This is a genomic window from Synechococcus sp. PCC 7335 (assembly GCF_000155595.1).
Classification (GTDB): domain Bacteria; phylum Cyanobacteriota; class Cyanobacteriia; order Phormidesmidales; family Phormidesmidaceae; genus Phormidesmis.
This window is the reverse complement of record NZ_DS989904.1, coordinates 676,410-702,512: the sequence shown is the minus strand read 5'-3', so window position 1 is coordinate 702,512 and position 26,103 is coordinate 676,410. Positions and strand designations below refer to the sequence as shown.

At 48.1% G+C, this 26,103-nt stretch carries 21 protein-coding genes and 1 tRNA gene; 12 read left to right on the top strand and 10 right to left on the bottom strand.

Annotation, left to right across the window (positions count from 1 at the left end; all coding sequences use genetic code 11):
* Window positions 1-173: 173 nt before the first annotated feature.
* On the bottom strand, window positions 174-1,979 hold the full coding sequence (lepA, locus tag S7335_RS03215; RefSeq protein ID WP_006455883.1) for a translation elongation factor 4: 1,806 nt from the start codon (window positions 1,977-1,979) through the stop codon (window positions 174-176).
* Between the two features lie 480 nt (window positions 1,980-2,459).
* On the opposite strand from lepA, the gene S7335_RS03210 reads away from it, so the two are divergent.
* Window positions 2,460-4,304, top strand: a complete 1,845-nt coding sequence (locus tag S7335_RS03210) for an ATP-binding protein (RefSeq protein WP_006454018.1) — start codon at window positions 2,460-2,462, stop codon at window positions 4,302-4,304.
* Here S7335_RS03210 and S7335_RS03205 read toward each other — a convergent pair.
* On the bottom strand, window positions 4,271-5,143 hold the full coding sequence (locus S7335_RS03205; RefSeq protein ID WP_006455658.1) for a prephenate/arogenate dehydrogenase: 873 nt from the start codon (window positions 5,141-5,143) through the stop codon (window positions 4,271-4,273). The genes S7335_RS03210 and S7335_RS03205 overlap by 34 nt on opposite strands.
* A gap of 184 nt (window positions 5,144-5,327) precedes the next feature.
* Here S7335_RS03205 and S7335_RS03200 point away from each other — a divergent pair, with 184 nt between their 5' ends.
* The 5 genes from S7335_RS03200 (at window position 5,328) to xseB (ending at window position 10,588) form a co-directional block, all read left to right on the top strand.
* The gene (locus tag S7335_RS03200; RefSeq protein ID WP_006455576.1) at window positions 5,328-7,073 is read left to right on the top strand and encodes a hypothetical protein; all 1,746 of its coding nucleotides are present in this window, start codon (window positions 5,328-5,330) and stop codon (window positions 7,071-7,073) included.
* Between the two features lie 178 nt (window positions 7,074-7,251).
* Window positions 7,252-7,467, top strand: coding sequence for a DUF2839 domain-containing protein (locus S7335_RS03195; RefSeq protein ID WP_006455539.1), 216 nt, complete (start codon window positions 7,252-7,254; stop codon window positions 7,465-7,467).
* Between the two features lie 579 nt (window positions 7,468-8,046).
* Complete coding sequence (locus tag S7335_RS03190) at window positions 8,047-8,379, top strand: DUF1815 family protein (RefSeq protein ID WP_006457423.1); 333 nt, start codon at window positions 8,047-8,049, stop codon at window positions 8,377-8,379.
* A gap of 617 nt (window positions 8,380-8,996) precedes the next feature.
* Window positions 8,997-10,217 (top strand): exodeoxyribonuclease VII large subunit, encoded by a 1,221-nt coding sequence (gene xseA, locus S7335_RS03185; protein ID WP_006455862.1) that lies wholly within the window; start codon window positions 8,997-8,999, stop codon window positions 10,215-10,217.
* A gap of 131 nt (window positions 10,218-10,348) precedes the next feature.
* Window positions 10,349-10,588 (top strand): exodeoxyribonuclease VII small subunit, encoded by a 240-nt coding sequence (gene xseB, locus S7335_RS03180; RefSeq protein ID WP_006453941.1) that lies wholly within the window; start codon window positions 10,349-10,351, stop codon window positions 10,586-10,588.
* A 188-nt stretch (window positions 10,589-10,776) separates the two neighbouring features.
* Here xseB and S7335_RS03175 read toward each other — a convergent pair whose 3' ends face one another.
* The 3 genes from S7335_RS03175 to S7335_RS03165 all read right to left on the bottom strand — a co-directional run bounded on the left by S7335_RS03175 (window position 10,777) and on the right by S7335_RS03165 (window position 14,580).
* Window positions 10,777-12,306, bottom strand: a complete 1,530-nt coding sequence (locus S7335_RS03175) for an ATP-binding protein (RefSeq protein WP_006456829.1) — start codon at window positions 12,304-12,306, stop codon at window positions 10,777-10,779.
* A 373-nt stretch (window positions 12,307-12,679) separates the two neighbouring features.
* Window positions 12,680-14,263, bottom strand: a complete 1,584-nt coding sequence (locus S7335_RS03170; protein WP_038015534.1) for a UDP-N-acetylmuramoyl-L-alanyl-D-glutamate--2,6-diaminopimelate ligase — start codon at window positions 14,261-14,263, stop codon at window positions 12,680-12,682.
* Between the two features lie 35 nt (window positions 14,264-14,298).
* Complete coding sequence (locus tag S7335_RS03165; protein WP_369791672.1) at window positions 14,299-14,580, bottom strand: glutaredoxin family protein; 282 nt, start codon at window positions 14,578-14,580, stop codon at window positions 14,299-14,301.
* Window positions 14,581-14,780: 200 nt separating this feature from the next.
* On the opposite strand from S7335_RS03165, the gene cysH reads away from it, so the two are divergent.
* Complete coding sequence (gene cysH, locus S7335_RS03160) at window positions 14,781-15,548, top strand: phosphoadenosine phosphosulfate reductase (RefSeq protein ID WP_006456709.1); 768 nt, start codon at window positions 14,781-14,783, stop codon at window positions 15,546-15,548.
* Window positions 15,549-15,581: 33 nt separating this feature from the next.
* On the opposite strand, the gene S7335_RS03155 is transcribed toward cysH, so the two are convergent.
* On the bottom strand, window positions 15,582-16,019 hold the full coding sequence (locus tag S7335_RS03155; protein WP_006457629.1) for a SufE family protein: 438 nt from the start codon (window positions 16,017-16,019) through the stop codon (window positions 15,582-15,584).
* A 430-nt stretch (window positions 16,020-16,449) separates the two neighbouring features.
* On the opposite strand from S7335_RS03155, the gene S7335_RS03150 reads away from it, so the two are divergent.
* Both S7335_RS03150 and dusA read left to right on the top strand, forming a co-directional pair.
* Complete coding sequence (locus S7335_RS03150; RefSeq protein ID WP_006454901.1) at window positions 16,450-18,234, top strand: NFACT family protein; 1,785 nt, start codon at window positions 16,450-16,452, stop codon at window positions 18,232-18,234.
* Window positions 18,235-18,263: 29 nt separating this feature from the next.
* Window positions 18,264-19,358: a tRNA dihydrouridine(20/20a) synthase DusA gene (gene dusA / locus S7335_RS03145; RefSeq protein ID WP_071776903.1), complete on the top strand. Its 1,095-nt coding sequence runs from the start codon at window positions 18,264-18,266 to the stop codon at window positions 19,356-19,358.
* Here dusA and S7335_RS03140 read toward each other — a convergent pair.
* Complete coding sequence (locus tag S7335_RS03140; RefSeq protein ID WP_006453473.1) at window positions 19,321-19,905, bottom strand: CPBP family intramembrane glutamic endopeptidase; 585 nt, start codon at window positions 19,903-19,905, stop codon at window positions 19,321-19,323. The genes dusA and S7335_RS03140 overlap by 38 nt on opposite strands.
* A gap of 612 nt (window positions 19,906-20,517) precedes the next feature.
* On the opposite strand from S7335_RS03140, the gene S7335_RS03135 reads away from it, so the two are divergent.
* Window positions 20,518-20,793 (top strand): Npun_R1517 family heterocyst differentiation transcriptional regulator, encoded by a 276-nt coding sequence (locus tag S7335_RS03135; RefSeq protein WP_038015531.1) that lies wholly within the window; start codon window positions 20,518-20,520, stop codon window positions 20,791-20,793.
* A gap of 381 nt (window positions 20,794-21,174) precedes the next feature.
* Window positions 21,175-21,247: transfer RNA gene (locus S7335_RS03130), tRNA-Glu, on the top strand.
* Window positions 21,248-21,388: 141 nt separating this feature from the next.
* On the opposite strand, the gene S7335_RS03125 is transcribed toward S7335_RS03130, so the two are convergent.
* The gene (locus tag S7335_RS03125; RefSeq protein ID WP_006453764.1) at window positions 21,389-21,982 is read right to left on the bottom strand and encodes an SRPBCC family protein; all 594 of its coding nucleotides are present in this window, start codon (window positions 21,980-21,982) and stop codon (window positions 21,389-21,391) included.
* A gap of 341 nt (window positions 21,983-22,323) precedes the next feature.
* Here S7335_RS03125 and S7335_RS03120 point away from each other — a divergent pair, with 341 nt between their 5' ends.
* On the top strand, window positions 22,324-24,048 hold the full coding sequence (locus S7335_RS03120) for an ATP-binding protein (protein ID WP_006457655.1): 1,725 nt from the start codon (window positions 22,324-22,326) through the stop codon (window positions 24,046-24,048).
* A gap of 4 nt (window positions 24,049-24,052) precedes the next feature.
* On the opposite strand, the gene S7335_RS03115 is transcribed toward S7335_RS03120, so the two are convergent.
* Entirely contained in the window at window positions 24,053-25,030 is a 978-nt protein-coding gene (locus S7335_RS03115) for a hypothetical protein (RefSeq protein WP_006454429.1), read from the bottom strand.
* 146 nt (window positions 25,031-25,176) lie between these two features.
* Window positions 25,177-25,872: a histidine phosphatase family protein gene (locus tag S7335_RS03110; protein ID WP_006456523.1), complete on the bottom strand. Its 696-nt coding sequence runs from the start codon at window positions 25,870-25,872 to the stop codon at window positions 25,177-25,179.
* Between the last annotated feature and the right edge of the window lie 231 nt (window positions 25,873-26,103).

The window sequence follows — 26,103 nt, the reverse complement described above, 5'->3', positions numbered from 1 at the left end:
TCAATTGATCTTATCTATCCCCAAATGGCTTATCTGACGATCAAAAATTCACAAAAATGACTCGTCTACTGTGATTGACAAGGCGATCGCTAAGATCTAATCAGTGTCATCAAGATGCATTTATTGTGAATATTGTGAAGCTGCTCGACTCAACTTATCGACTTAGCTTAGCTTTAGGTCAATTTTAAGACGGCCATAAAGGCTTCTTGAGGAACATCGACAGTGCCAATAGATTTCAACCGTTTTTTACCTTTGGCCTGTTTCTTCAGCAGCTTTTTCTTTCTAGAAATGTCGCCACCGTAGCATTTTGCCAGCACGTCTTTACGTAAGGCCGGAATGCTCTCACTAGCAATAATCCGGCTTCCGATCGATGCCTGGACTGGAATCTTGAACTGGTGACGCGGAATGAGCTCTTTGAGCTTTTCAGTCAGCGCACGGCCGACATAGTAGGCTTTATCGCGATGAACGATGGCTGCCAACGGATCGACGGTATCACCGTTGATTTTGACATCTAGCTTGACGAGGTTGTTCTCTCGGTAGCCAATCAGCTGGTACTCCATACTGGCATAGCCACGCGATCGCGATTTCATCTGGTCAAAAAAGTCTGTCACCACTTCTGCTAGCGGTAGTTCATACACCAGCGTTGTCCGTCCTGGCGTTAGATACTTCATATCTTGGAAATCTCCTCGGCGCGTTTGGCATAGTTCCATCAGCGTGCCGACGAATTCTTCGGGCGTAATGATATCTACCTTCACATAGGGCTCTTCAATTTTCTCTCGATACTGCGGCTCAGGTAGCAGACTAGGATTATCAACCTCAATGACTTCCCCTTGAACTGTGTAGACCCTGTAGATAACTGACGGCGCCGTCGTAATCAGATCGAGATTGTACTCGCGCTCTAGCCTTTCTTGCACAATCTCCATATGCAATAGGCCTAAGAACCCGCAGCGAAAGCCGAAGCCCATAGCGCTAGATGTCTCTGGCTCATACTGTAAAGCTGCGTCGTTGAGCCGGAGCTTGTCTAGCGCCTCGCGCAAATCCTCATACTGATCAGAATCGGTAGGGAAAAGGCCGCAAAAGACCATAGGTTTTGCTTCTATATAGCCAGCTAAGGGCTCTTCGGCAGGTGTCTTAACTAGCGTAATCGTATCGCCAACGCGTGCATCTTCTACCGACTTAATTGAGGCTGCAATATAACCCACTTCGCCCGCATGCAGCTCATCTACTGGCACCTGGTTAGGTGAAAGCACGCCGAGTTCGTCAATGTCGTATTCTTTGCCAGAAGCCATTAGACGGATGCGATCGCGACTTCTGATCGCACCATCCATCACCCGAAAATACACAATTACCCCGCGATAGCTGTCGTAATAACTATCAAAAATTAAAGCCCGCACAGGTGCTTGCGTATTGTCTGCTGGTGACGGTACCAAATACGTAATTGATTCCAAGATCTCAGTAATGCCAATGCCTTCTTTCGCCGAGGCCATCACCGCATTACTACAATCAAGTCCAACGACTTCTTCAATTTCCTGCTTCACCCTTTCAGGATCAGCGCCCGGGAGATCCACCTTATTCAACACCGGGATCACTTCTAGATCGTTTTCAATCGCTAGATAGACGTTGGCTAGCGTTTGAGCTTCTACCCCTTGTGAGGCATCGACGACCAACAACGCTCCTTCACAAGCAGCCAGCGATCTAGATACTTCATAGGTAAAATCTACGTGCCCAGGCGTATCGATCAAGTTGAGCACGTACTGCTCGCCATCTTTGGCGGTATATCTCATTCGGGCAGCTTGTAGCTTGATAGTGATACCGCGCTCTCGTTCAATGTCCATTGAATCGAGAAACTGTGCCTTCATATCACGAGCACTGACTGTGCCTGTTTCCTGTAGAAGCCTATCAGCCAGGGTGGATTTGCCGTGGTCAATGTGGGCGATGATAGAGAAATTGCGCAGTCGTGAGACAGGTACGTCAGTCATGAATGGGCCAATAAGGAAAAGTTGAAAGGAAACAGATAAAAAAGCCGTCGAGCGAGCCTGAACTTATACTAAGTCTTACTGCCAGTGTCTGAAAACAGAGATAGCCCTCAGGGCCTTTAGAAAGATTGAGTCGAAAGAGCAAATGAATGAATGAGTTCTTTCTATGGGCTTTATAGAATTCTATGGGCTTTATAGAAATGTGTAGATCGCTTTCACAAGTACACTAGATAATTTAGGTAACTGTCGTAGCAAGCGCAGTAATAAGCGATAACCTTGCATAACAGGTTGGTTCATATTCAAGCAGGAATAAGAATGAAGCGTTGCCAGTTATAAGGAGTTGCTAGTACAAATAGCGACGAGTTAAGACGCTAACTAGCAACTAAGCTTAGATATCACACCTTCCACAAGCTGCTTTGCGTTTCTATAGAACACATAGAATACAAAGATAAAGCACAAAAGTAAGCGTTTACCCCGTCTATAATGTCTCGGTCTGTCCATCCTCCCTCTAACTCAATCGATTTAGCTGTGGTCTCTGGTATCGGTTCAGCTACCAAGACAGCGGAAACTGGTGAGCAGTTAAATACGCTGGTCGTGGTTCATACGGTAGAAGGTGAAATTCTATCTATGCACTGGCCTCAGGCGGCCGACTGTATCGAGTACGTAGGCGAACAAGGCTCGGTAGATCAGTCGGTAGAGCAGTCGGTTGAAGTGCTGTTCGGGCCAGTTGCTGTTGTGCCTTATATGGAGCATGTCCGACAGGTGGTTGAGCAGCAATCACCCCAAGAATTTCAATGCGTTGTCCGCTGTGGGCATCAGCCAGTCGGATTTGATTTCGTGCTCAGCCCCTTGCCTGCCAATTCAGCAATTCCAAGGGGCGATGGGTTGCAGGTAGATGGAAATTCAGCTGTTGTGGTGGGCGTTGGCCGCCGCACTGTCCCTCAGCCCCTGCCAATCGTAACCACTAATTCTGTTTCTAACAATGGTGGCAGTGGTTATTATGCACTGCTAGCTAGCGTTGCCTCTGATATTCGTAAGACGCTAGATCTCAAGACAATATGGCAGCAGACAGTCAATGGTTTGGGGAGTGTGTTCAAGCTAGATCGCTGCCTAGTCTGTGATTATTCACAGGAAATGCAAACGGTAACGGTCGTCGCTGAATACTATCAACCGAACTTGCATCCTTGCCTGGGCAAAACGTTTGCGCTATCGGCCAAGGCTGACTTTTTGAATACGCTGCAAAGCTTAAAGCCGGTGATCAAAGATTTTAGACAAAGTGAAGGTGAGCTACCCTACACCGTATTGACTATTGCTACTTGCTATCGCGAGCAGCCTAATAGCATTTTGGTTTTGCAGCAGCCGCCTAGGCAGCCGTGGCAGTCATTTGAAATTGATCTGATTCATGAGCTGACAGATCAGGTAGGGACTGCGATCGCCCATGCCAAACTCTTTAGCGAAAGTGAAGCCATCACCCGTGAGCTGCGTACCAAATCTAGAGCCCTTCGCCAAACCAATAGCGAACTTACTCGCAAGCATCAAGAGCTAGAAGAAGCCAAGCGTCAAGCAGAAGAAGCCTCTCGGCGCAAAAGCGACTTCCTCGCGAATACTTCTCACGAACTGAGAACGCCTTTGAACGGCATGATTGGCTTTTTGCGTTTGGTCTTAGACGATATGGCTGACGATGAAGAAGAGCAGCTTGAGTTCATTCAAGAGTCACATAATTCCGCGATTCATCTGCTGAATTTGATCAATGACGTCCTAGACATTGCCAAAATCGAAGCCAACAAGATGGAGCTTGAGCTAAGCGCTGTCAGCTTGAAAGAGCTAATGGAAGAAATCGATAAATCGCAGCGGACTCATATTGAGAACCGGGGGCTAGAGTTTAATATTGTGCTCCCCGCCACCCTAGATGAAATTAAGCTCTACAGCAATTATCAAAGGCTAAAGCAGGTGCTGTTGAACCTCGTGAGTAACGCTAGCAAATTCACCCACGAAGGCAACATTACGATCACCGCCGAGATCAACCCTCAGTCATTTGAGTTCGACAAAAAGACGTGGCCCGGACTCGTCAAGATCAGTGTGGCAGATACCGGGATCGGGGTTTCGCTAGAAAAACAGGACCGGTTATTTCAAACCTTTAGCCAGGTGGATAGCGCTCGAACTCGGCAGTATGAAGGGACTGGCCTTGGGTTAGCAATTTCTCAACGACTCGTTGAAGCCATGGGTGGGAAGGTAAAATTTATCAGTATGGGTGAAGGGCTAGGCTCGACGGTGTCTTTTACGACAATTTTGTATCAAGAGCCAGTCATGGAGCTAGGGGCGACGTAGCGCATTCTTGCCAGCTTGGTTTCGTTTAGCTGATTGGCGATCGCACTCCAATCTTCTATTTCTAATGCTTGGATGGTGTGGTCGATAGCCTGGCGGTACTGCTTGAGTGCTCGTAATATTTCGTTCCGGTTGTACTGAACCATCATTAATCCTAGCTCTGGATTGCCACCGCCTACTCGACTGGTGTCTCTAAATCCAGAACTAGCAAATTTTTCAGCGAGTTCTCTGACGGTATCATCAGGTTCGCTGCTGGCTGAATGAATCAGATTAGAGCTGACCATCACAGGCAGATGAGAGATCCAGGCGACTGCTCGATCATGAGCTGTTGGTGTGCAGCGGTAGATCAGTGAGCCAAGTTGCGTCGCTAGCTGCTCAACCAGTGCGATCGCAGCGCTGTCGGTTTGTGACGAAGGTTTCTCTAAGGGAGTAATGACATAAGAATTTCCTTGAAATAAGCCCGCTTCGGCTGCCTCCAGTCCATTCTCACTTTTACCACTCATGGGATGACCGCCAACAAACAAAGGCCAGTGGTCTGTTGCTAGTTCAACGACCGCTGCTTTCACAGACCCCACATCCGTCACCACAGCCGTGGGCTTTAAGATCTTAGCGAGCGCTATCACTGTGGGCACTATAGTGGCAATCGGTGTGCATATGAACACAACATCGCAAGCAGCAAGACTTGTGAGGTGAACACTGGCATAGTGGACAATGTTGCGATCAAGCGCCTGCTGGCAAGTTTCTACTCGCCGAGCTACTCCGTATATCCGATGGCCAGCCGCCTTTAGGTCTATTCCTAGGCAGCCGCCGATCAACCCCAATCCAATAATTCCAATTTTCATTTCAACCCTCTATTGAGTCGCACTTTATTGACGCGATTCTCTCTGCTCGATAGCGCGCTTTCCCTTCAGCTAAATAGGCTCGATCCCAAGACGCTACTTCTCAAACAATGTGTCACAATAAAATCCACCCGAAGCCGCCGTCAACCAAGCGGTTCTGCACGCTTGCCACTTTACTTATACGCCTGTGATCGAAACAGAAGTTCATCAGCGCCTTCGGGCTTATCTACGAGAGCAGGGACATACTCAGTGGCCGCATCATCTGACTATGGCCCGGTTAGTGGCTAGAGCGCTAAGAGTAGGACGTAGCGCTTTGATCCAAACGGATAGCTTGAGTGCTTATCAGGGCACCCATCGCCTGAGCTACCTCATTCCAGCGCTACTGTGGCCTGAGCCTGCGATATTAGCACTTCCTGACAAGCTGCTAAAGCTGATGTTGCATCAAGACATTCCTGATCTGCAACAGAGACTGCCTGTGATCAAGCCGGTCCAAACTGGAGATAGATGGCCGGGGGAGTCTTTTCGAGGACTGCTGGTGACCTCGACTCAGGCATGGCTATGCGATCGCCTCTCTAGCGATAGGGTTTCTGGTCTGCCGACTACATCTGCTAACTTGGTCAGTCGCTTCCCGGAAGGTATTCCCACCATTATTGAGGGGGCTAGCGATTTAGAAACATGGATTAGGACCACACTGAGCACGACCTTATCTTCTCAAGACTGGGAGTTACTGACGCTTGCCTATCCAGCCCACTGCGAGCTGATTCGTGATTTGCGAGTGCGACTGACTCACACTATCTTGCAACATCCGGCCAATCCTTATGGCTGCCATTTGATAGATGTTCCTGAGCGGATGCTATTGAATGAACTACGCGATTTGCTAATCACCCACGGCGATGGTGATCAGATGCCTGTAGCCTGGCAGGTCTTTTGGCGTCAGTTCGACCAGCCTAGTCAGCTAGCCTGGAGCCAGATGAATCGCCAGGTTGGTAGCTTTGTACTATGCTGTGGCCCTACGGACATTGATTCCACGTTAGCCCCAATTTGGCAAAGGCAACCGATTGTCTTGGTCGGCGCAGCGCTAGATACGGACACTCGAGCCGTGCGATATCGAGAACGTCTCGGTCTTGGCGAAATGACCTGCCTAAGTTTTGGCCCAGATCGACATAATGATCTCATTCAGCTCTATCTTCCCGATCGCTTGCCCATGCCTAATACCAGCCACTTTAAGGCGGCTGCACTAGAGGAGATCAGGCGATTGCTCGGTGCCAAGCAGCTTATGGACGATAGCTCAACGGCTGGTCCGACAGTGGTGATTGTAGGTGATGTGCCTTTGAAGATACAGTTTGCATCTGTATTGGCCGCTGAGTTTGGCTCTAGAGTTCAGGTTGAATCTGAGGTAGATAAACACCAGGGAGTATTGATTACAGGCTGGGAGTACTGGCGATCGCACCAGTCTCAGTTTGCCACCCCAAGTTTGATGATCGTGACAACTTTACCTATTCCGTCTTTAGAAAATCCATTGGTAGCAGGGCGAGTAGCAATGTACAAGCGGCGACAACAAGACTGGTTCAAAGCCTATCTACTTCCTGAAGCACTCAGCACGTTACAGCATGCGGTGGCACCAGTGCGAGCATATGACTATGTCGGGAGTCCATCGCACTATCACCACCTAGACGATTTAAACGATTCCCATCTAGATAATCACTCCCTAAACAACTACGCCTTGCCTAGATACGCCGCTGATAGTGATGTCTCGGAACATAGGTTACCAAACGGGTCAACTCCTGGTGTGGTCGCAATTCTCGATAACCGCATTAACCATCGTAGCTATGGCAGACAGATTATCGCCGCGCTTAGTCCTGCTGCTCGCAGTAGCTATCTTGATGCCAGTTGGTTTGCACCTCATGCAGACTACTCTAAACATTTGCTTTAACTATTCCTTTGAGGGAGTCTACCTTTCTCTCTAGTAGCCTGCTCTCTAGTAGCCTGGTATTAGAATTTTCTTCTGAACTCTCTAAACAAATGATAATTTAGCCAGTCCTGATAAAAGCTCAGCAAGCAGGGCCGCTATGATGAACCCAAAATCAATAGCTAGTAAAGATAATTGACTCATGGGAGAATCCAGACGCCGTAAGCAAGAGCTAGGCGAAAAGTATGGCAAGCCCGAACCGATTATGCGTGGCGTGCCAATCAGCAAAGAAACTGCCGCTAAGTTTGTGACTTGGTCTAGCAGGGGCGCGTGGGCGGGTATTGTATTGATGGTCGCTGCCTGGTTAACAATTCGCTTCATCGGCCCGGGCTTTGGTTGGTGGACGCTTGCAAATTAGTGTTGTTGGCTAAGCAGGGTACACTTTTGGGCAGCAACTGCCTTAGATAGCAGCCATCATGTAATTTTGAAGTCTGGCTCTAGGACTTGTAGTGCCTTAGAGCACTATAGATCTTTGCCAAAGGTTTTCTCACTTGCCATAGACAAGTAAGGTGAGCATGTCAAGTTTTGTCATTTTTTTTGATCCCGTTCGCTCTATTTTCATCAATTGAACACAATTGCGTTAGAACGAAGTGACAACTTTTACAGAGCGATAGTCGAGCAGAGCGAAAATCTATATGTCCTTTGACGGATATTTTGGGCGACTTTCTGCAGGATTTGTCATTTTGGATTAGGATACAGGCGCTAGAAGTTAACATAACTTAAGATGCTAAGCTAGGACTGATAGTTTGAAACTGAGAGCGGGTAGGTTCAGTAGCGAGTGATTTGGTATCTACGAAATCCGCTCAGGCTACGAAAGGCTCAAACAGCCTTAATAAAATTATCGAGGCTATTCGGTTTTCAATTTCACCGCTTGCAGAACATTAAAAAAGTATTAAGCAAACCGTGTAAGATTATTTAGTGGTGTAGGAGACAGTCAATGTTTGTTAGACTTGCAGATCAGCACCGTCAGTTTGTTCAAGACCTCGTATTGAACTTGAAGGCAATGGCGATCGTGTTAGAGAAAAGGGGATACCTAGCCTCTTGCTACACATGTGGAGATGAGCTAAACAGTGCTTCCTTCATGGTGAGCTTAGGGGGGGATCATCTAATTAGATTCCTAGTCTCTGACTATGGAATTACGTGGACTGAGATGCGTGATGATCGCGAGCTGATGAAGCTAGAAGGAGCCGAGGCCATCAATCAGCTTCAAGAGCTTGCCAACTTGATTAAGTATCAGGTAAGTCCTGCTGAATGTGAGGCCATTGCCTAGTCGTTAGCTAGGTAGTCACTAGCTGAGTGGTCGTCTGAACGATCTGTTCATAGGTACTGTAGAAAGCACCATTATCATAGACATCTTTGCAAAGTCTAGACGAACTGTTGGTCTGGGCTTTTTTTATGTATCCACGACTGCTCTTTAGTCTCCCAGCGCTAAACAAAACACTGGATCTAGCGTTTCGAACTACTGGCTACTCGTCTTGTCCTCGGTTTTGTATCTAGTGCATTTTCTGTAGTTAGCACTGCTTGATCGTTTATAAAGATGCCAAAAGTTGAGACATAAAATCTCAATAGAAAGATAAGAAAACCTGTGAGAGATAATATATACGTACTAATATGGCTTTGATTTGTTTGATGCTATCTATTTGTTTGATGCTATCTAGTAGGAGAGGATTTGCTTTCTGAGCAGCCTCTAATGGTCGATACTGCTTCTCAAGAAGACTGCTATCAGCTATCAGCGTCTCGCAAATTCTGGTAGGTATAGCAAGTAAAGATGTAGAAGGAAAGATATATTCTTACTTTTCCAGTTAAGTTAGCTGTTAGCACTTGAGGCCATCATAGATATCCATTTCCTTAACCAAACTGGTAGACGCAGTAGAAAGTAAAAATATCATGGATCAACTTGCCAAGACGACAACCGAGCTAGCCATTGGTGTCGCAGGGCTAACTGACTATTTGAAGCTATTGCTAGAAGAAGATGCTCACCTGCACAAAGTATGGGTGGTAGGAGAGGTTTCGAGTGCTAACCACCACCGCCAGGGTTGTTTCTTTACGTTACAAGAGCCGGATGGATCGGCTGCAATCAGTTGTGTCGTTTGGAAGTCACAGCTACCTCGTCTGACTACGGCGCCGAAAGTTGGTGAACAAGTTACGGTCTTAGGTCAGATTCGCCTATATCCAAAACGAGGTACCTATCAGCTTACTGTTTGGCAAGTATTACCTGCTGGTGAGGGCTTGCAGGCGTTGCGCTACCGTCGGCTAAGGGCACGTCTTGCGGCTGAGGGACTCTTTGATGAAGATCGAAAGCGTCCGCTTCCTGCTTATCCTCGGATGCTGGCAGTAGTTACCTCTATCCAGGCTGCTGCCTGGGGAGATATTCAACGGACCTTAGTCCAACGTAGTCCTGGACTGAGGGTGCTACTTTCTCCAGCAGTTGTTCAAGGTCCGCAGGCGCCAGCTTCTATTGCAAAGGCGATCGCCCGAGTAGATAGAGATGGCAGAGCTGATGTATTGATGCTAGCTAGAGGTGGGGGCGCCGTAGAAGATCTTGCCTGCTTTGATGATGAGCGGGTGGTGATGGCGATCGCGGCTTCCCCTATTCCTGTAGTTACTGGGATAGGCCATCAGCGAGATGAATCACTCGCTGATCTAGTCGCAGATGCCTGTGCTCATACTCCAACTGCTGCGGCTGAAATGATTACGCCTAGCTTAGATGAGCTGTACCAAGAACAGGTGAATTATTTGCAAAGAGCTGGGCAGGTAGTGGCTAGGCGGCTGCAGCACGCTCAAGCGCAGGTACAATCATTAAGGACGAGACTTCAACGTCAGCGTGTGGACCGCCAGCTAACTCAGCATCAGAAATCACTAGTATGGCAGAAGCAGCAGCTGATCTCAGCTATAAATCAGCGATTACAGCACCAGCAGCACCAGCATCAGCTTTTGCAAGAGATACTCGTGACATTAGATCCTCAGGCCGTTTTGAAGCGAGGGTATGCAATAGTCAAAACGGCAGGAGAAATTGCTACAGATGCCAACCAGCTTCCTCCTGGTACCGAATTAGAAATTCAGTTAGGTAAAGGTAAAGTCAAAGCTACGGTGTCTGCTAATCGTTAGCCAGACTGTCTTAACTAAGCTGGCTCTCGTAAGCAAAAGTTGGCTTTGCCTAATTCTTAGCTGTTCCTTACACTCCTTATCTCCCATGCTTCTTGTTTCCTACGCCTACTGTTCCCTACGTCCACTGTTCTATGCCTCGCCAAAAAAAGACACCTTCTCTGCCTGACAATTGGGATTACGAAGAGACGTTAGTTCGCATTGAGTCAATTACCCAGCAGCTAGAGGGGGGAGAACTCTCTTTAGCTGAGGTGTTCGATCAATTTTCTGAAGCTGTAGGCGCATTGCAGCAATGCGATCGCTTCCTTCAAGAAAAGCAAAAGCAGGCCGCCTTGCTAATTGAAACATTGGTGGCCGAAGACGAGGCGCCTTAGTCCTGGCTGCTTCTTATGTTTGGTGATTTCTGATGTTTAGGAGACCAAAGTTCTATAGCTTTTGCCACTTCGCTCTACACATTTTCTAGGGCTGGAAACCTTTAACAGAAGCGCTAAGTAGTCAGCGATAACTGTAGGCTTTGCCTTCTCGCAGAGTATGCATCCAGCCCCGTTGCTATACGAGATCTCTATGAGATGGCAGCGGGTGTCTGTGCATTTACAGATTGGTCATTTACAGATTGGTCATTTACGGATTGATCATTTATAGACTGGCTGTTAGTCGTTCTAGCAGGCCCAAGACTTCTTCTGACAAAGCGATCTGCTTGCGCTATCGGTTTGGAGGCAGCTATCCGCGCTGATGAGGGTGGCTGAACGGGAAGTGCAACTTTGAAAAGGGTGTCTCGGTCTGGCGGACTTTCTACCATAATCTGTCCACCCATCCTCTGCACTAGTTGCTCTACTAGCATGAGATCTAGGTTTGCTATATCACTGTTAGTAGATGGGTGCGTTGATGGGTGGAAAGGCTCGAAGAGCCGATCGATTTCGGATTTGGGAATATGGCTACCTGAATCTTGGACGGTAAGGACGATAAAGTTCTTGCCATCAGGGACAGCGCTAACCCAGATTCGACCACGCTTAGCGATTCTTTTGATACTATTTTTGATCAGGTGAACAACAACTTGCTTGAGCTCGGCTTCTACTCCTAGAACGGTCGCGAGCCGATCGGGGATAGTATAAGCCAGCATAATATCTCGCTCTTGAGCAATGGGCTGATAGATACTAACAATGCCAGGCAGCAGTTCGCTAAGGCCAATAGGTTGGGGTGACTGGCTTGGCGTCATCTGGAGCTGCAAGAGTTCAATGATGCTATTGACAAGATTCTTCTGGCGATCGCACTGAGTCGCAATCATCTCTATGTAGCGCTGTCGTTGAGCCAGCTTGAGCGTGGGCGAACCCAAGAGCGTTAGGGCCGTTTTGATAGTGGTCAGCGGCGATTGCAACTCTTCTCTTGCTTGCCCAAGAAAGTCGGCATTGATCCTACGGGCACCAGAATTGCTCTTAGCCTCTTTGTGACTGCTACGACTTCTGTTGAGCTGGGATCGCAGGTCTTCTTGGCGCTGCAGCTGCCAGCTCAAGAAAGCGTCGGATAGCGGCAAGGTCCCCTGAGTCCATAGAGCCTTTGGAAAGTAACGCTCCCACTGACTAAGCACAGCGGCGCCGGCGATGGTCTGCTCGCATGAGCTGTCTTCAATCACAGCTTTGATATTGGTAGATAAAGCCGCGATTGTGCGCAGAGAAGTTGAACTATATAGCCGTAGTGTTCGCTTATCAGAAGCTGTTCCGGGTGCTACTCTAGCTGCCACTAGCGAGCCTACGAACTGATCACAAACAGCTAGGCACAGGTATTCACGCCTTAATTCAGGGGTCTGCTCGATAGGAATCGGTCGTAGACTAGCTGCTAAGCTGTCGGGCGGATCACCCGTTTGCTCGCCCAGGCTATAGATAGTACAACCTGCTGCCTGCTGAGCATATTGCCAGATATCTTGCCACCAAGCGTCGTCTTTTGGTAGTTTCACCCATAGAGTCGCACGAACCTGATGGGTGATTAAGAATTGAATGAAAGATTGGAGTGCGGCTTTAAACCCTCTTGGATCAACAATCGCTCCTGATGAAGGCGATAGGTTGACCGTGTGAGCTAGTAAGGACGGTAACGACATAGTATATTTGCTTGATTTATGAATATCCGCTCAGCAGCCCTCAAATGCTGATTGGGATAAATGCAAAGTTCCAAATCAGAAGTTGTGGAGCAGCGACCTGACGTATCAGTAGCTTCAGTTCTTTATAGTGGTGTGGGTAGCATGCAAAGTCTCTCTACGTCGAAACGCAGATTCTTGCTAAATGATGCATCCGATACTAGCTGTATGAAGGTCTGTGAAACTCTACGAGAAGCTTGTCGGATGGGATTTTGTTAATAAACACCTATTGGCTAATCTTGCTCTTACAGGAAACATCGAACAGTAGGTTGAGTTTATCTACTCGAATATGCCCACTTATCCGGCCATCTTTGCAATGGGTTCCGCAGTTTTGCTCTTAGGGTTTTTGTAAGCGCTCTTCAAGCGCTGCTCTAGCGTGTTCTCGATCGTCAAAATGAATTTTTTCGGTTCCTAAAATTTGATAGTCTTCGTGTCCTTTACCGGCGATGACAATGCCGTCTCCCGGCTGGGCATTCAAGATAGCGCTACGAATAGCGGCGGCGCGATCGCCAATTACCTGCTCTTCATCTAGCGGCCCTTCAATTCCAGCCACGACGTCTTCTAGTATCTGTTCAGGCGATTCTGTACGCGGATTGTCAGAAGTCACAATTACGAAATCTGACTGTTCGTAGGCAATGCGACCCATCTTAGGTCTTTTAGAGCGATCCCGATCTCCCCCACAGCCAAACACACAGATCAATCGACCCTCGATAAAGGGGCGAGCGGCCTTGAGCGCATTCTCTAAGCTATCTGGTGTATGGGCATAGTCCACGATCACACTAATATCTTGCTCTGCAACAGTATCTGGCTCTGCAACAGTATCTAGCTCTACAACAGCCTGTGCTGCCATACCGGTTGAGATTTGTACTCGCTCCATTCGTCCAGGAACGCCTTTAAATTCAGGGAGCGCCACCACGATTTGGTCTAGGGAGACGCCTAAATGTAGCGCCGCGCCAACGGCAGCTAGTAGATTTTCTAGGTTGAATTGACCGACAAGGGGTGAGCTAAAGCTAGCGTTTCCAGCTGGCGTGTGGATAGTGCCACTGACTCCTATTGGGCTGTATCTAAGATCAGATGTATAGAGATCGGCGCTTCTATCCGTGATGTCATAGGTCAAAGTTTTGTGCTTGCCAATTCGCTCAATCAACTTCTGCCCGTAGGGATCTTTTTGATTAACGATGGCATGCCCCTTCAGGTAGTCAGGGCTAAACAGTAGCGCCTTGGCTTCGAAATAGTCGTCAAGATCTTTGTGATAGTCAAGGTGATCTTGGGTGAGATTAGTAAAGACAGCTACCTCGAAGGGAATGCTCCAAGTTCTATGTTGAGCGAGCGCATGGGAGCTAACTTCCATGACGACGGTTTGACACTCTGCCTGGTGGGCGCTAGCTAGCTCTGCTTGCAAATCAATGGAAAAGGGCGTCGTGTGAACAGCGATCTTCTCGTAGCCTGGCCAGCGAGTGTAGAGAGTGCCAAGAATGGCAGTTTTTTGTTGGGCGTGGTTGAGAAAGTATTCGATTAGATGAGTTGTTGTCGTTTTGCCATTGGTGCCAGTAACGCCGACTATGTTCATCGCTTTGGCTGGCTGAGCGTAGAAACTCGCAGCTAGTTCGGCGCAGACTTTAGCAATATTACTAGTGGTAAGGACTAGCGCGTCGCTGGTGTTGGGTTTGCTAGCAAGAACAGAGGGTGAAACGAGCGCTGCGATCGCGCCTTTCTCAATCGCACTTTGCCAAAATTCACCGCCATCGACCCTAGTTCCAGGCATCCCAATAAACACCATGCCAGGTTCAATAGCCTGAGAATTGGTGGATAGGCCAGTGACTGCCTTAGTCCAGTGAGAATGATCGGCGATCGCCTCAGGAAGTTTAAAATCTTCTAGCTCAGATGCTTCTAGCCCAGTCAAAAGATCTCTTAGCAGCATCACAAAATATCCCCTAGCCAAAATTGATGCTGAAATTATGCCTCAAAGGGGCCAGCGTGCGTCTGTATTGTTTTGGCTACTTGCGTGGCTGATGCCCGTGGAGAAACCCGAGGCAAGGAGCGCTCTATAGAAGCACTACCAGATGTTTCGGTATAGCAAAGAACCGGAATCTCGTACTGATACTTTTGAAACCAGTCTTGGTTTTGGGTAATATCTCTGATCTCTAGATGGACAGGCAGCGTTTCTAATTTTTCCTGAAGTCCTTCGCAAAGATGACACCCGGGTTTGCTATACAAAATGAGCGTTTTCATAGGCATGCAAAAAGATCGTAAGTCTATTTCTATTTTTGAACGTTTGATTTATTGTCGGTTGATTGCTGTGTGGCTGGCCATAAAAAACTGAGAAATAGGTCAAGAAAACTAATGGCCGGTATTCCGATCGGAATACGGGTGTTTATTGGGGTAGGATTGTGAGGGAAACTTGGCGCGACCACTCTTAGGCGCAGGGGTTAAACAATATGGTTCAGTGTATAGAGGCCCCTGTAAGCGATCTATCTGCAATTGATGCAGTAGCCGCTTGCAACCCTAAACGATTTATTCAGCAGTTGGATCTAAACTTACTCAATCGGCGGTTTGCCCAGGCGAGCCCGCAAGAGATTTTGGCTTGGTGTACAACCCAGATTCCAACAGGACTAGTACAAACTACGTCTTTTAGTTTCTTAGCCATCTCGCATATGCTCTACGAAGAGCTAGATCAGCCAGTACCGGTCGTTTTTCTAGACACGCTGCATTTATTCCCCGAAACGCTAGAAACTGCTCGCAAAGCGCAGGTGCGTTATCAGCTTGATCTACATACCTATTCTGCTGTAGGTGCGAGTTCGCGTGAGTCTTTTGCTGCCCGCTATGGTGAAAACCTGTGGGAGACTGACATCGATAGATTCTATGAGCTAACCAAAGTAGAGTCCTTGCAGCGGGCTTTGAGCGATTTAAATGCAGTGGCTTGGATCACTGGGCGGCGGCGCGATCAGTCGGAATCTCGTAAAGATTTGCCTATCTTCGAGCGAGATGATCAAGGCAGATTAAAGATCAATCCATTGGCCCACTGGACACGCAAAGATATTTGGGCTTATATCTTTAAGCATGATGTGCTCTATAACCCCCTACACGACCAGGGCTACACTAGCATTGGCGATCAGCCACTGACGACTCGCACGAGCGCGGACGAAGACGAGCGAGCGGGACGCTGGCGCGGGACTGAAAAGACTGAGTGCGGTATCCATCTATAGGCTTTCTATTAACCGTTAGCTCGATCAGTTAGCTCAGTCAGTAGCTGTCTGCTCAGCAAGCGATAGTGCTTTTTGCTGCATCGTTTTGAAGATGTTGTAAAAACCATTGGCTCTAGATGGCGTTAGGCTGACATCTAACTGGGTCTCTTTGATGAAATCTGGGGAGAGCTTGATAATTTCTGCAGGTGAGAGGCCTTCTAAAGCAATGATCAGCATTGCTAGCAGTCCTTTTGTAATCTGCGCATCCGAATCACCTTGAAAACTGACTTTATCCTGATCGAGACTAGCCGTGACGTATACCTGCGAAACGCATCCTGGCACCTTGTTTTCAGCAGTCTTTCCCTCGGCTGGAAAAGCTTCTAATTTCTTGGCATACCAGAGCAACTGCTCATATCGACGTTTAGGGTCGTTGATACGGGCAAAGCGTTTGACAAGTTTGTCGAGTTGGGCAGGACGGGCAGCAGTACTCATTCGATGCGGCAAAAATTGCGGTATGTAACGAACCTCTCTCAACCATAGCGTGTAAGGCCTTGAACTCGCAGCGTTTCTATCCCACCTTTTGCTTAGTCCGTTTCCTGGCTGCTGCTAATGGCGACCACTAGGTTTGTCAGAAAACGGCGTTTCTAAACCTAATTCTGAACCTAATGTGGATAAGCTATATGTCTCTACAAGATTGTAGTGGGCTAAGCGGGTAGTAAGACGGGTTTATAGTGTTTTAAGGATCTAGCGAAACTTGGTTGATAGCTTGAAATGTCCTTAAACAGTTATGTCTGTGACCTGGTATCTCTGTCCTAAACGATGCCTTTCTTGCTGGCTTCTAGATTTGTAGCTAGCTTTTCTTTTACCATTTGTCTGCTATTTGTCTTATTTCTAATGCCCCTACTGTCCCAAGAGGTGCTTTGTGCAGCCAGTTGATTACACGACTCTATCAGCCGCCAGAGCAGGTCTGCGTGCCCATTGGCTGCCCGCTCGCTGTGAGCAGGTTTATCAGCGCGATCAATACACGCTGTTCATCGCACTCAGAACTATTGAAGAAAAGGGCTGGTTAGCAATTTCTTGGCATCCGCAGGCAGCGCGTATCCATATGGCCTCCCCACCGCCCAGGCAACCGGACACCTTTACCTTCTCTCAGCAGCTCAAGCATCAGCTGGGTGGATTAGCGCTCACTCAGATCAATGTCTTATCGCCGTGGGAGCGAGTGTTAGATCTACAGTTTGCTCAGCGTCCTGATGAACCGGCGCTGTGGCATCTCTATGTAGAAATCATGGGCAAATATAGCAATGTGATCCTAACTACCGCAGATAAATTGATTGTGACCGCAGCTCATCAGGTCAGCGAGCAGCGCTCTAGCGTTAGGCCGATTCAAACGGGTCGACCCTACGTGCATCCGCCGAGGATTCGAGGTAAGCTCCCCTCGCTAGCAGAAGGGTTTGAAGATTGGCGCGATCGCATCTCTTTGATTCCTGGCAAGCTCAAGAAAATGCTGGTAAAAGCCTCTAGTGGTGTTAGCTCGTCAGTTGCTACCCAGCTAATTTGGTCTGCTGATCTATCGGTTGATATTAGGACTTCCGAACTAACAGAAGACAACTGGCAGCGTCTATTCAAGGCGTGGCAGCATTGGTTGAGCTGCCTATCTACCGAAACATTCGCTGCAGCCACCATAGAAACTGGCGGCTACACGGTTCTATCAGATCTGCTGGTCAACAGCGACCAGGTTGTTCTATATCCTGTTCAAAATGAACAGACGCTTCTAGAAGATTATTATCGCTATCAGTTCAATCAGGAAGCGTTTCGCCGACTGCACCATCAGCTTAGTCAAACGCTTAGACATCGCCAGGCAAAACTTAAGCAGAAAGCCAATACGTTTACCGCTAGGCTACAGCAGTCTGACCAGGCAGAAGCGTATCGCCGACAGGCCGACTTGCTCATGGCGCATCTATCCAAGTGGCAGGTAGGGATGAGCGAAATCGAGCTGCGCGACTTTGACTCTGATCAGCCGGTTGTGATTTCACTAAATCCTGAGAAGAACGCGGTGCAGAACGCGCAGGCTTTATATAAAAAGCATCAGAAGCTAAAGCGATCGCGGATTGCGATCATGCCGCTGTTAGCTGAAGTCAAGGCTGAAATCGATTATCTAAATCAAGTCGAAGACAGTTTATTGCAAGTGCCTGCCTACCAGAGCGAGGCCGATCTAAAAGCGTTGGAAGAAACTTACTTAGAGCTGATAGCCCAGGGGTATTTGCGCGATACGAGTGGGCGATCACCATCTACCCAAGCCGCTCAAGCTAAGAGTCGTCATCGAGAAGACATTGTAGATTTTCGTCGCTATACGGTTCCTCAGGGTCTCGAAATTCTTATCGGTCGCAACAACAGTCAAAATGAACAGCTCACCTTCAAGCAGGCCAGCGACTACGACCTTTGGTTTCATGCCCAAGAAATTCCAGGAAGCCATGTGCTGTTGCGCCTGAATGCTGGGGAAGTGCCCACAGACGAAACCCTACAGCTAGCTGCCAGTTTCGCTGCCTACTACAGCCGCGCTCGTCAATCGGACCAGGTGCCCGTCGTCTATACCGAGCCCAAAAATGTATACAAGCCCAAAGGCGCACTCCCTGGCATGGTGATTTACAAGCACGAACAGGTCCTATGGGGACAACCGCAGCAGGCGCTAGACTTTATGAGTAAGTAACCAGATGAGTAAGTAATCAGCTGCCGCCTATGCATCTTTTGAGCATCGCTCCCATGATGGATCGCACCGATCGCCACTACCGCTTCTTCATGCGGCAGATCACCCGGCGTACGCTGCTCTATACCGAGATGGTCAATGCGCAGGCAATCTATTACGGCGACCTCGACCGGTTGATTGGCTTTACGCCTGATGAAAATCCACTGGTACTACAGGTGGGCGGTGATGACCCGAAGCTGCTGGCGAACAGTGCGCGGCGGGCGGCTGAATTTGGCTACAGTGAAATTAATTTGAACGTTGGGTGTCCGAGCGATCGCGTTCAGAGCGGCAACTTCGGTGCGTGTCTGATGGCGCAGCCAGAAAGGGTAGCAGATTGTGTCTCGGCGATGATAGCTGCCTCAGCGCTACCGGTAAGTGTGAAGCATCGCATCGGCATCGACGATCAAGATAGCTATGAAGACATGGCCAACTTTGTCACCATCGTCTCGGCAACCGGCTGCCAAAGGTTTAGCGTTCACGCTCGCAAAGCCTGGCTGCAGGGCCTAAGTCCGAAAGACAATCGCAACATTCCGCCGCTGCGCTATGCCGATGTGCATCGACTTAAGCAAGAATTTCCTCATTTACAAATAGAAATCAATGGCGGATTCAAAACGCTTGCCCAAGTGAAAAATCAGCTGCGAGCAGTTGATGCGGTAATGATTGGCAGAGCCGCCTATGATATTCCTTTTCTGTTTGAAAAGGCCGATCAAGAGATATTTGGTGAAACGACTGAGCCTCAGACTCGATATCAGGTAGTAGAGTCAATGCTGCCCTATATTGACTACCACACCCAGAAGCTAGGAACCCGATTGCACAGCATCACTCGCCATATGCTGCATCTATTTCATGGACAGCCAGGAAGCCGCATTTGGAAGCAAACATTAACAGAGGAGGCTAGGCAGCTGAACTCAGGTGTGGAGGTTGTAGCAGATGCGCTAGAAAAGGTGCGTGATGCCGCCGAACTAGCTTTATACCATCATCAGAACCATCGTCAGATAGCGGACCACCGTCAGATGGCGGATAGTGCGATCACGTTAGACGTGATCGCCTCTAAGCAGAACGTCGCGAGAGCTGCCAGAACAAACTAGACGCAAAATTAGTCACTATGTGCGCGGTAATTGGCACCAGTAGATTACCGGTTGCGATTACGCTTGCCCCTAACAATAGCCCAACTACCGAAGCCCAAATTGCGTAGGCCCACTGCTCACGCCCAGACATGTGCAAAACGCCAAAGCACAGGCTAGATACGACTAACCCTGTTGCATTTAACCCAACGGCTGGAAGCATCACCCCTCTAAATAGAAGCTCTTCACTCATTCCTGGCAATAACCCGATCCATATGGAGTCAGAAAGAATCAACGGTGCCAGCACAAATTCTAAGTAAACATCGGCGCTCCTTTTATACGTCGGCCACAATCGATAGATCAGCGCACTCGTCGTAGAGATACCCAGTCCAAGTGCCATACCGAATCCCAGCACCTGCCAGGTAAATATCAGAGGGAAACGAAACGTTTCGAACAATAGCCAGACTCGGGCTACTAGCAGCAAGATAATCGCCGTCGCTGCCATTGCTACTAGCAGCTCAACCCTACCCAAAGGCTCTATTTCTGGATGTTCTGGAGAGTACTTAGCCACCCAATTTCCTATATCTACGACGTGCTGTAATTAGTCACTCTTGAATCTTACTACCCAGTCAACAAACACACTGGGAAAAACGTTCTACTGAGTAATATAAGCGACACAAACAAATCTAACAGAAATCTAAAGAAATCTATTCCAGTTGGCTTTAATCTAGCAAAGCAAAGCTCTTAGAGCTTACATACGCTACCTTCTTTCAATAAAAGCTTTCTAAAAACTAACCGCTAAAAGTGGCCACAACCGTTCTATATACGGACTTATGAAAGTATCTATCTTTGTCCGTATCTATTTATATACTGTTTCAAAAAGACATCTATGACCATTGACATACTTGCGTATTCAAAACAGTCTATCTAGGGAATGACAGCATTTTGTCTTGTATAAAATAGTCACCGAAGATTGTACTTATTAATGCATTTTTAGAGCAGGAAATATTGCCTATATCAAGTTAATAAAGTGTTATCTATCGCTTTCTTAAGGGAATTCAAAAAGTACCTGAATAAAACATTTATGTATGTTTGAAAGTGCCTTCTCAAGTTCAATTTATGTGAACTTAATGCTTAGAGATTTTTTTAGACGTACTCCTCTTGAAACCTACTTTTACTAACCATGAACAGCTCACCAGATTTACCGCCTGATAATGATGTTGGCATCTACGAGTGCGAGGTCCGCCTTAAATTTCGCATTATCGAGGAACAGGTAGCTATGACTGACAAAGAGCAACTGGTGGAGACGTTAGTGGATGCCTTTGCTTACGGAAGCGACGATTATTTAGAGCCATTAGATAGTCAAGTAGCGATCGCACATATTCAGGACGTTGCTCAAGCCTCGCCTAAAATGCGCAGACAGCTTATCCGCTTACGTAATTCCAGCCGTTTGTTATAGACATGCTGGTTGACAGGCTTAGTCGAGCCCATGGAAGAAGGTGAATAGGAAAGCCGAATTAATCTAAGCCAGCGTTAACATCTACTAGGAGCTGACGCCTCTATTGCGTAACTACACTGTGTAACTACTAAGTGCACACCTGACGCTGGCCTCAAGCAGAGAAAACGAAGGTGATCGAGGCTGATTCTAATGCATGTGATTAGGTTGAGATGTGCTGCATCCTGGGGTTCAAGAGAGTTCTTTGGGTGTGGCTCTATGACTTTTCTATCTTTGTAGATTTACGCTAGTTGTCTGTCGACTTTTCAGCAGGTGAGCGCTGCTGCATTTAGTTTGACACTTGGTGCGAGCACCGGGTATCTTTATATAGGTCCAATGACATACGCCCCCATCGTCTAGAGGCCTAGGACACCTCCCTTTCACGGAGGCGACGGGGATTCGAATTCCCCTGGGGGTATGTAAAAAGGGAGCTCACTAAACATAGTGAGCTCCCTTTTTGTGCGTGCTGCTAAGCGAAAGACCTAGGAATGCTCTACATAACCATAAACTCTATATACTCTGAATACTCTGAGCATAATCTGATCGCTTGTTGTTAGTACTATGAGCTGACCTCAAGCGTCCTTTTGTGGATTGCCAACAAGTTAGTGATAAGGTTGTTGCGAAGATGACGCTCAATCAGCGAAGCTGGCATAGCTGCAGGCGGTTTGACCAGCAGCTCGTAGGATAACCGTGTTCCCTGGTCAGTAGGCTCTAGCCGCCAGGCACCTTCAAAGCGCTTGAAGTCACCTTCTCTCATTAGAAAACCGACTTCATAAGGAAAGTTTTCGCGCATGTCTAGGACGACGCGAGCGCAGAACTTGACCTTTAAAAAGCACTGAGAACCGACTTGCTCTAGGCGAGTGCAGCCTTCTGAATTAGGTATAAGCTTACTGATAGTAAGACTTGGGATAAAGTCAGCAAGTTTTTCGTAATCGGTAATAACCTGCCATACGTTTTCGATTGACCGAGGAATGATCACAGAGGCTAGAATCCTGCGCTCCTTTGCAGGTCGTTTCTCTGTAGAAACATTGACGACTGCTGAGCCCAAAAGAGGTGAGATAGCGCTATCACCTTTGATCGGTAACGTCGGCGCATCTACTAGCTGCCCATCTGCGTCAGACGAATTGGGATAGGATAGCGTGTTGTTTGTCACAGGCTTTAAAGACTTTTACTTATTCTAAGGTTAGGTGATTGCTCGATATATCCCTTTGTACGCCTTGTCTATAGCGTTTTTATATCGCTGCAAGATTGATCCGGTCTGCACTGGCTGATACAAAGGTATTTTAGATGGAGTAAGCATATTTGCTTAGACTCATTGTAGTAGCTAGTGTAGGTGATGTGCCTTCCGCAATCACACTACACTTCATTCCAAGTAATTGTGAGAAATACAAGGCTCTATACTAGCAGTTAGTAACTATGTATTTATAAAGCGTGCGAACCCTTGCTATAACTGCTATAAGAATCTAGAGAAACGTTGTGTTCGATTAGGTTGTCATGGTTGGAACGGTTAAGTCTTCGATGACGAGTCAAGGCGCTTTAAAAACTGGCGTGATTGGAACGGTGAAGGGACCGGGTGAAAATGGCAATCAATATGTTTTTATAACATCAGATAGTCGCCAGGTGAAGATTGGCGAGTTTGTCTACTATGAGGTAAATGCGCCGAATGGTGAAAGTTCTTTTCAAGGTGGCTCTCTACAGATACTAGGCAAGATTTCTGATCGTCGCTTGAGCGATCACTTGCCGGATCGGATGTTAGCAGATGCCGAGATTAGTCCTGATGCGATCGCGGCTCTGATTGGCTTTTCACACCCTAACCCCGAAATCTATGAGGTTACTGTTGATGTCATCGGCTATTTCAATCCAGCCTTAGGCTTTATCAATCCGCGCCTAACGCCCGCCCCTGGCTCTAGAGTCTCTATCACTGACGACGATACCTTACGGCAGGTGGTGAACAAAAAACAGCCAGGTGAGATTGGTTCAGCGCAGGTAGGTTCTTTGCTGTTACGTCCAGGCAATGCGGTGCCTGTTGCGTTAGATGTGAAAGAACTCGTCAGTACGCACATGGCGATCTTGGCCGGTACGGGCTCTGGAAAAAGCTACACGGCCGGTGTACTGATTGAGGAGTTTCTACAGCCGTACAACCGAGCGGCAGTGCTGATTTTTGACCCCCATGGCGAGTACGGTACGTTAGCTGAAATGCGCGGCCATCCTGCGTTTGCCTCAACAGATGGCTACGCGCCAGACGTGCGAATTCTAACGCCGGACGATATTACGATTCGGATTTCGTCTTTGGACTATCACGACGTACTGACCCTGCTACCGGAGATGAGCGATCGCCAGCAGGCTATTCTCAACAAAGCTTTTTTGATCTTGAAGCGGCATCGCAGAGGTGACTACCGCTGGAATGTCGATGACCTGATCGCTGCTGTCAATGAGGCGGATACCTCTGAAGACGATGAAGGCAACTTAAAGATTGGCTCGTCAGCGCCAGCGATTGAGTGGAAGTTAGATCGCTTTGCTAGTTCGCGATATTTTCATCAGACAAATCATCTATCACCACAGGATTTGTTTGAGCCGGGGCGGGTGACGGTGCTACAGATGAATGAAATTAGCCAAGAAGAGCAGCAGGTGATCTGCGCGGCGGTGCTGCGACAGAGCTACCTAGCCCGGATGAATACGGCCAAAGAGAAGAATTCGCCAGGAGATGAGAATTATCTTCCCTACCCTGTCTTCACGCTGATTGAAGAGGCCCATCGGTTTGCACCTGCAAAGGAACCAGCTAGATGTAAGGCAATCTTGCGAACCATTTTGAGTGAAGGCAGAAAGTTTGGTCTAGGGGTAGGGTTGATCACGCAGCGACCCGGCAAGCTAGATTCGGATGTACTCTCGCAATGCATGAGTCAGTTTCTAATGCGGATTGTGAATCCGGTGGATCAAGAAAGTCTAAAGTATGGCGTAGAAGCAGCAGGCCGCGATCTACTTAAAGAGCTGCCGGCGCTGACAAAGGGGCAGGTGATTATCTCTGGTGCCTGTGTGAATACGCCCGTCATGTGCCAAGTGAGACAACGATTGACGAAGCATGGTGGCGAAACGTTGAATGCACCCACTGAATGGCAAAAGCACTTTGATAGAAGCCGGGTGCGATCGCAAACCATAGAACGAGCCCCGGTTACTGCTAAGCCTAAAGCAAAAACATTACGTGGAATCAGCTTGGAATAATCAGCTATAGAGCCGCAGCCCTTTCGAGTGCGGTTTTGCTGTTAGCTGAATAGACGCTAACCCGATCTTGAGCGATGGCGTATTGCTTAAGATCGGGTGGGATCTGAGCCATGAGATCGGCTGCTCGCTGCCAGCGAGCGGCTAGATCTAGCCACTCAGCCGCCGTCGCTGCTGTTTGCCCATCGATAGACGCCTTTTGCGCAATGCGTACGGCGGCTGTGAAAGCATCGGTGCTATCAGCAGAATCACCAGTTTGACTGGCCTTTTCTGCTGGCGCCGTAAGGATTTCGACGGTCGGTGAGGCAGCAGGTGATGGTGTATCAGGGGTTCTGTCTGCGGCGTCTGGAGCGGGAATGGACCCAGTAGTGGCGGCAGTCTGGGCAGGCGAGGCGCTCTTTGAGCTAGTCACCTCAGTTTTCGTAACTACCAGGTCAGGGTTGCCCTGCTGAAGCTGCAGGATATCCTCTCGAAATGTCCACCCTGTCACTAGCGCTAGCGCCGCAATACCAACGCTACCAATACCAAGCAATTTGCTAGGAAGACTATCCGGCATTTTGGCATGAGTGGTTCTGCCCAGGAAGAGGGCTTTGGGCATAAGATGGCGATCGCGAATCCATCGCTGCATAGCGAAAGGGTGCTGCAATGTGACGACTTCAGACCATAGCAGTGTGTTCTCTGGGTCTTTGCTGATTTCATCTAGCCATAGCAACTGCTCTTCTTTGACAATGCGGCTATTGATTTTGACCTTTTTGATATGGCGAGGGCGGATAGTCTCTAAAACTCGACGTACTTTTTCAACGACAGCTTTCTTTTCTAGTTGATCTGGTGAAGCCGCTTCGCATAAGAGCTGGAGTATGCCGCTATCGATAACTGCACGAATGCGAATGCCTGAATCGGCCAGACGTTCATTGAAGACTTGAATAATGGCAGCAACGCTTCCCTGGCGTGCCTGCTCAAGCGTCTCAGTGAGGGGGTTGCTCATGGAAGTAGCAGGTAGGTGCGGAAGGTCTTGATCCCTTTATTGAGGATGATACCCGATCTTGGGGGACCAAGCTTCAACGTTGCTTATTTGCCCAAAGCTGAAAAATTGCCGGTCAGGACTAGCCAGTCAGGATTAGCCAGTCAGGATCAGCTAATTAGGTGAGAGTAGTCGTTAAAGCGATGGATTATCCAGTGTTCAGGATTGAACTGGTCTGCGTCTAGGTCTGTTCCTGGCTCTGTGCTTGAGCTCTGCCAGTAAGTTTGAGATAGCCAGAATTCGAAGCGGGCAGTGTGATGGATAGGAATTTTCCAGGTGCGATCGCATCCTAGAATTACCGACACTATCTGCTGCATGATACCCGCGTGAGAGATTGCCCAGATGACTTCTCCTGGCCGATGCCGATGTCGAATTTTATCGACCCAGAGGTTAGCTCGGTTTCGAGCAGCTGCCGGAGATTCAGCGTGAGGGACAGGTTGCCACTTTCTAGTGTTTAGAAGTTGATGGCAAAGCTGAGGATATTGTGCTTGCGCTTCTAGCCAAGTCAGTCCTTGAAAAATTCCTTGGTGAATTTCTTGAAGATCGCTAGAAAGCTGGTATGAATCTTGAGCCAAAGACGCTGTGAGAATTTCTGCGGTCTGAACAGCTCTAAGGCTAGGGCTGCTGTAGACAACAGACGGTCCTAGCGCAGGCTCAGTGTGTAGGGTGGCACTAAGCTGCTGGGCTTGGTGAATGCCTTGGTTTGAAAGTGGAGTAGAGCTTTGGCCTTCCATGATTTTTTGAGCATTACCTATAGATTGCGCGTGACGAACGAGGATGAGCTTTAGATAGGTCAATACAGTCAAAGGGTTAGGGTCCGTGTGCTCTAGTCGGTGTGCTCTATATGATTGGGGCTCTAATTGGGGCTCTATATGAATATATCAAGCAGCTATTGAGCATTCGGTATATCTACTGGTAGCCAAGACACGTATTGTCTGTAGCGTAGATAGATGCAGTAGACAGGCGAGCGTCTACAATAATTACTTACAAAGATGATTGATAGAGCAGCTACTATCAAGCGCAAGTTCTGGTAGTAG

Bases quoted from the DNA above. Each gene is read 5' to 3' on its own strand.
- lepA (WP_006455883.1), bottom strand. From the start codon at position 1,979: ATGACTGACGTACCTGTCTCACGACTGCGCAATTTCTCTATCATCGCC.
- S7335_RS03210 (WP_006454018.1), top strand. From the start codon at position 2,460: ATGTCTCGGTCTGTCCATCCTCCCTCTAACTCAATCGATTTAGCTGTG.
- S7335_RS03205 (WP_006455658.1), bottom strand. From the start codon at position 5,143: ATGAAAATTGGAATTATTGGATTGGGGTTGATCGGCGGCTGCCTAGGA.
- S7335_RS03195 (WP_006455539.1), top strand. From the start codon at position 7,252: ATGGGAGAATCCAGACGCCGTAAGCAAGAGCTAGGCGAAAAGTATGGC.
- S7335_RS03190 (WP_006457423.1), top strand. From the start codon at position 8,047: ATGTTTGTTAGACTTGCAGATCAGCACCGTCAGTTTGTTCAAGACCTC.
- xseA (WP_006455862.1), top strand. From the start codon at position 8,997: ATGGATCAACTTGCCAAGACGACAACCGAGCTAGCCATTGGTGTCGCA.
- xseB (WP_006453941.1), top strand. From the start codon at position 10,349: ATGCCTCGCCAAAAAAAGACACCTTCTCTGCCTGACAATTGGGATTAC.
- S7335_RS03175 (WP_006456829.1), bottom strand. From the start codon at position 12,306: ATGTCGTTACCGTCCTTACTAGCTCACACGGTCAACCTATCGCCTTCA.
- S7335_RS03170 (WP_038015534.1), bottom strand. From the start codon at position 14,263: ATGCTGCTAAGAGATCTTTTGACTGGGCTAGAAGCATCTGAGCTAGAA.
- S7335_RS03165 (WP_369791672.1), bottom strand. From the start codon at position 14,580: ATGCCTATGAAAACGCTCATTTTGTATAGCAAACCCGGGTGTCATCTT.
- cysH (WP_006456709.1), top strand. From the start codon at position 14,781: ATGGTTCAGTGTATAGAGGCCCCTGTAAGCGATCTATCTGCAATTGAT.
- S7335_RS03155 (WP_006457629.1), bottom strand. From the start codon at position 16,019: ATGAGTACTGCTGCCCGTCCTGCCCAACTCGACAAACTTGTCAAACGC.
- dusA (WP_071776903.1), top strand. From the start codon at position 18,264: ATGCATCTTTTGAGCATCGCTCCCATGATGGATCGCACCGATCGCCAC.
- S7335_RS03135 (WP_038015531.1), top strand. From the start codon at position 20,518: ATGAACAGCTCACCAGATTTACCGCCTGATAATGATGTTGGCATCTAC.
- S7335_RS03120 (WP_006457655.1), top strand. From the start codon at position 22,324: ATGGTTGGAACGGTTAAGTCTTCGATGACGAGTCAAGGCGCTTTAAAA.
- S7335_RS03115 (WP_006454429.1), bottom strand. From the start codon at position 25,030: ATGAGCAACCCCCTCACTGAGACGCTTGAGCAGGCACGCCAGGGAAGC.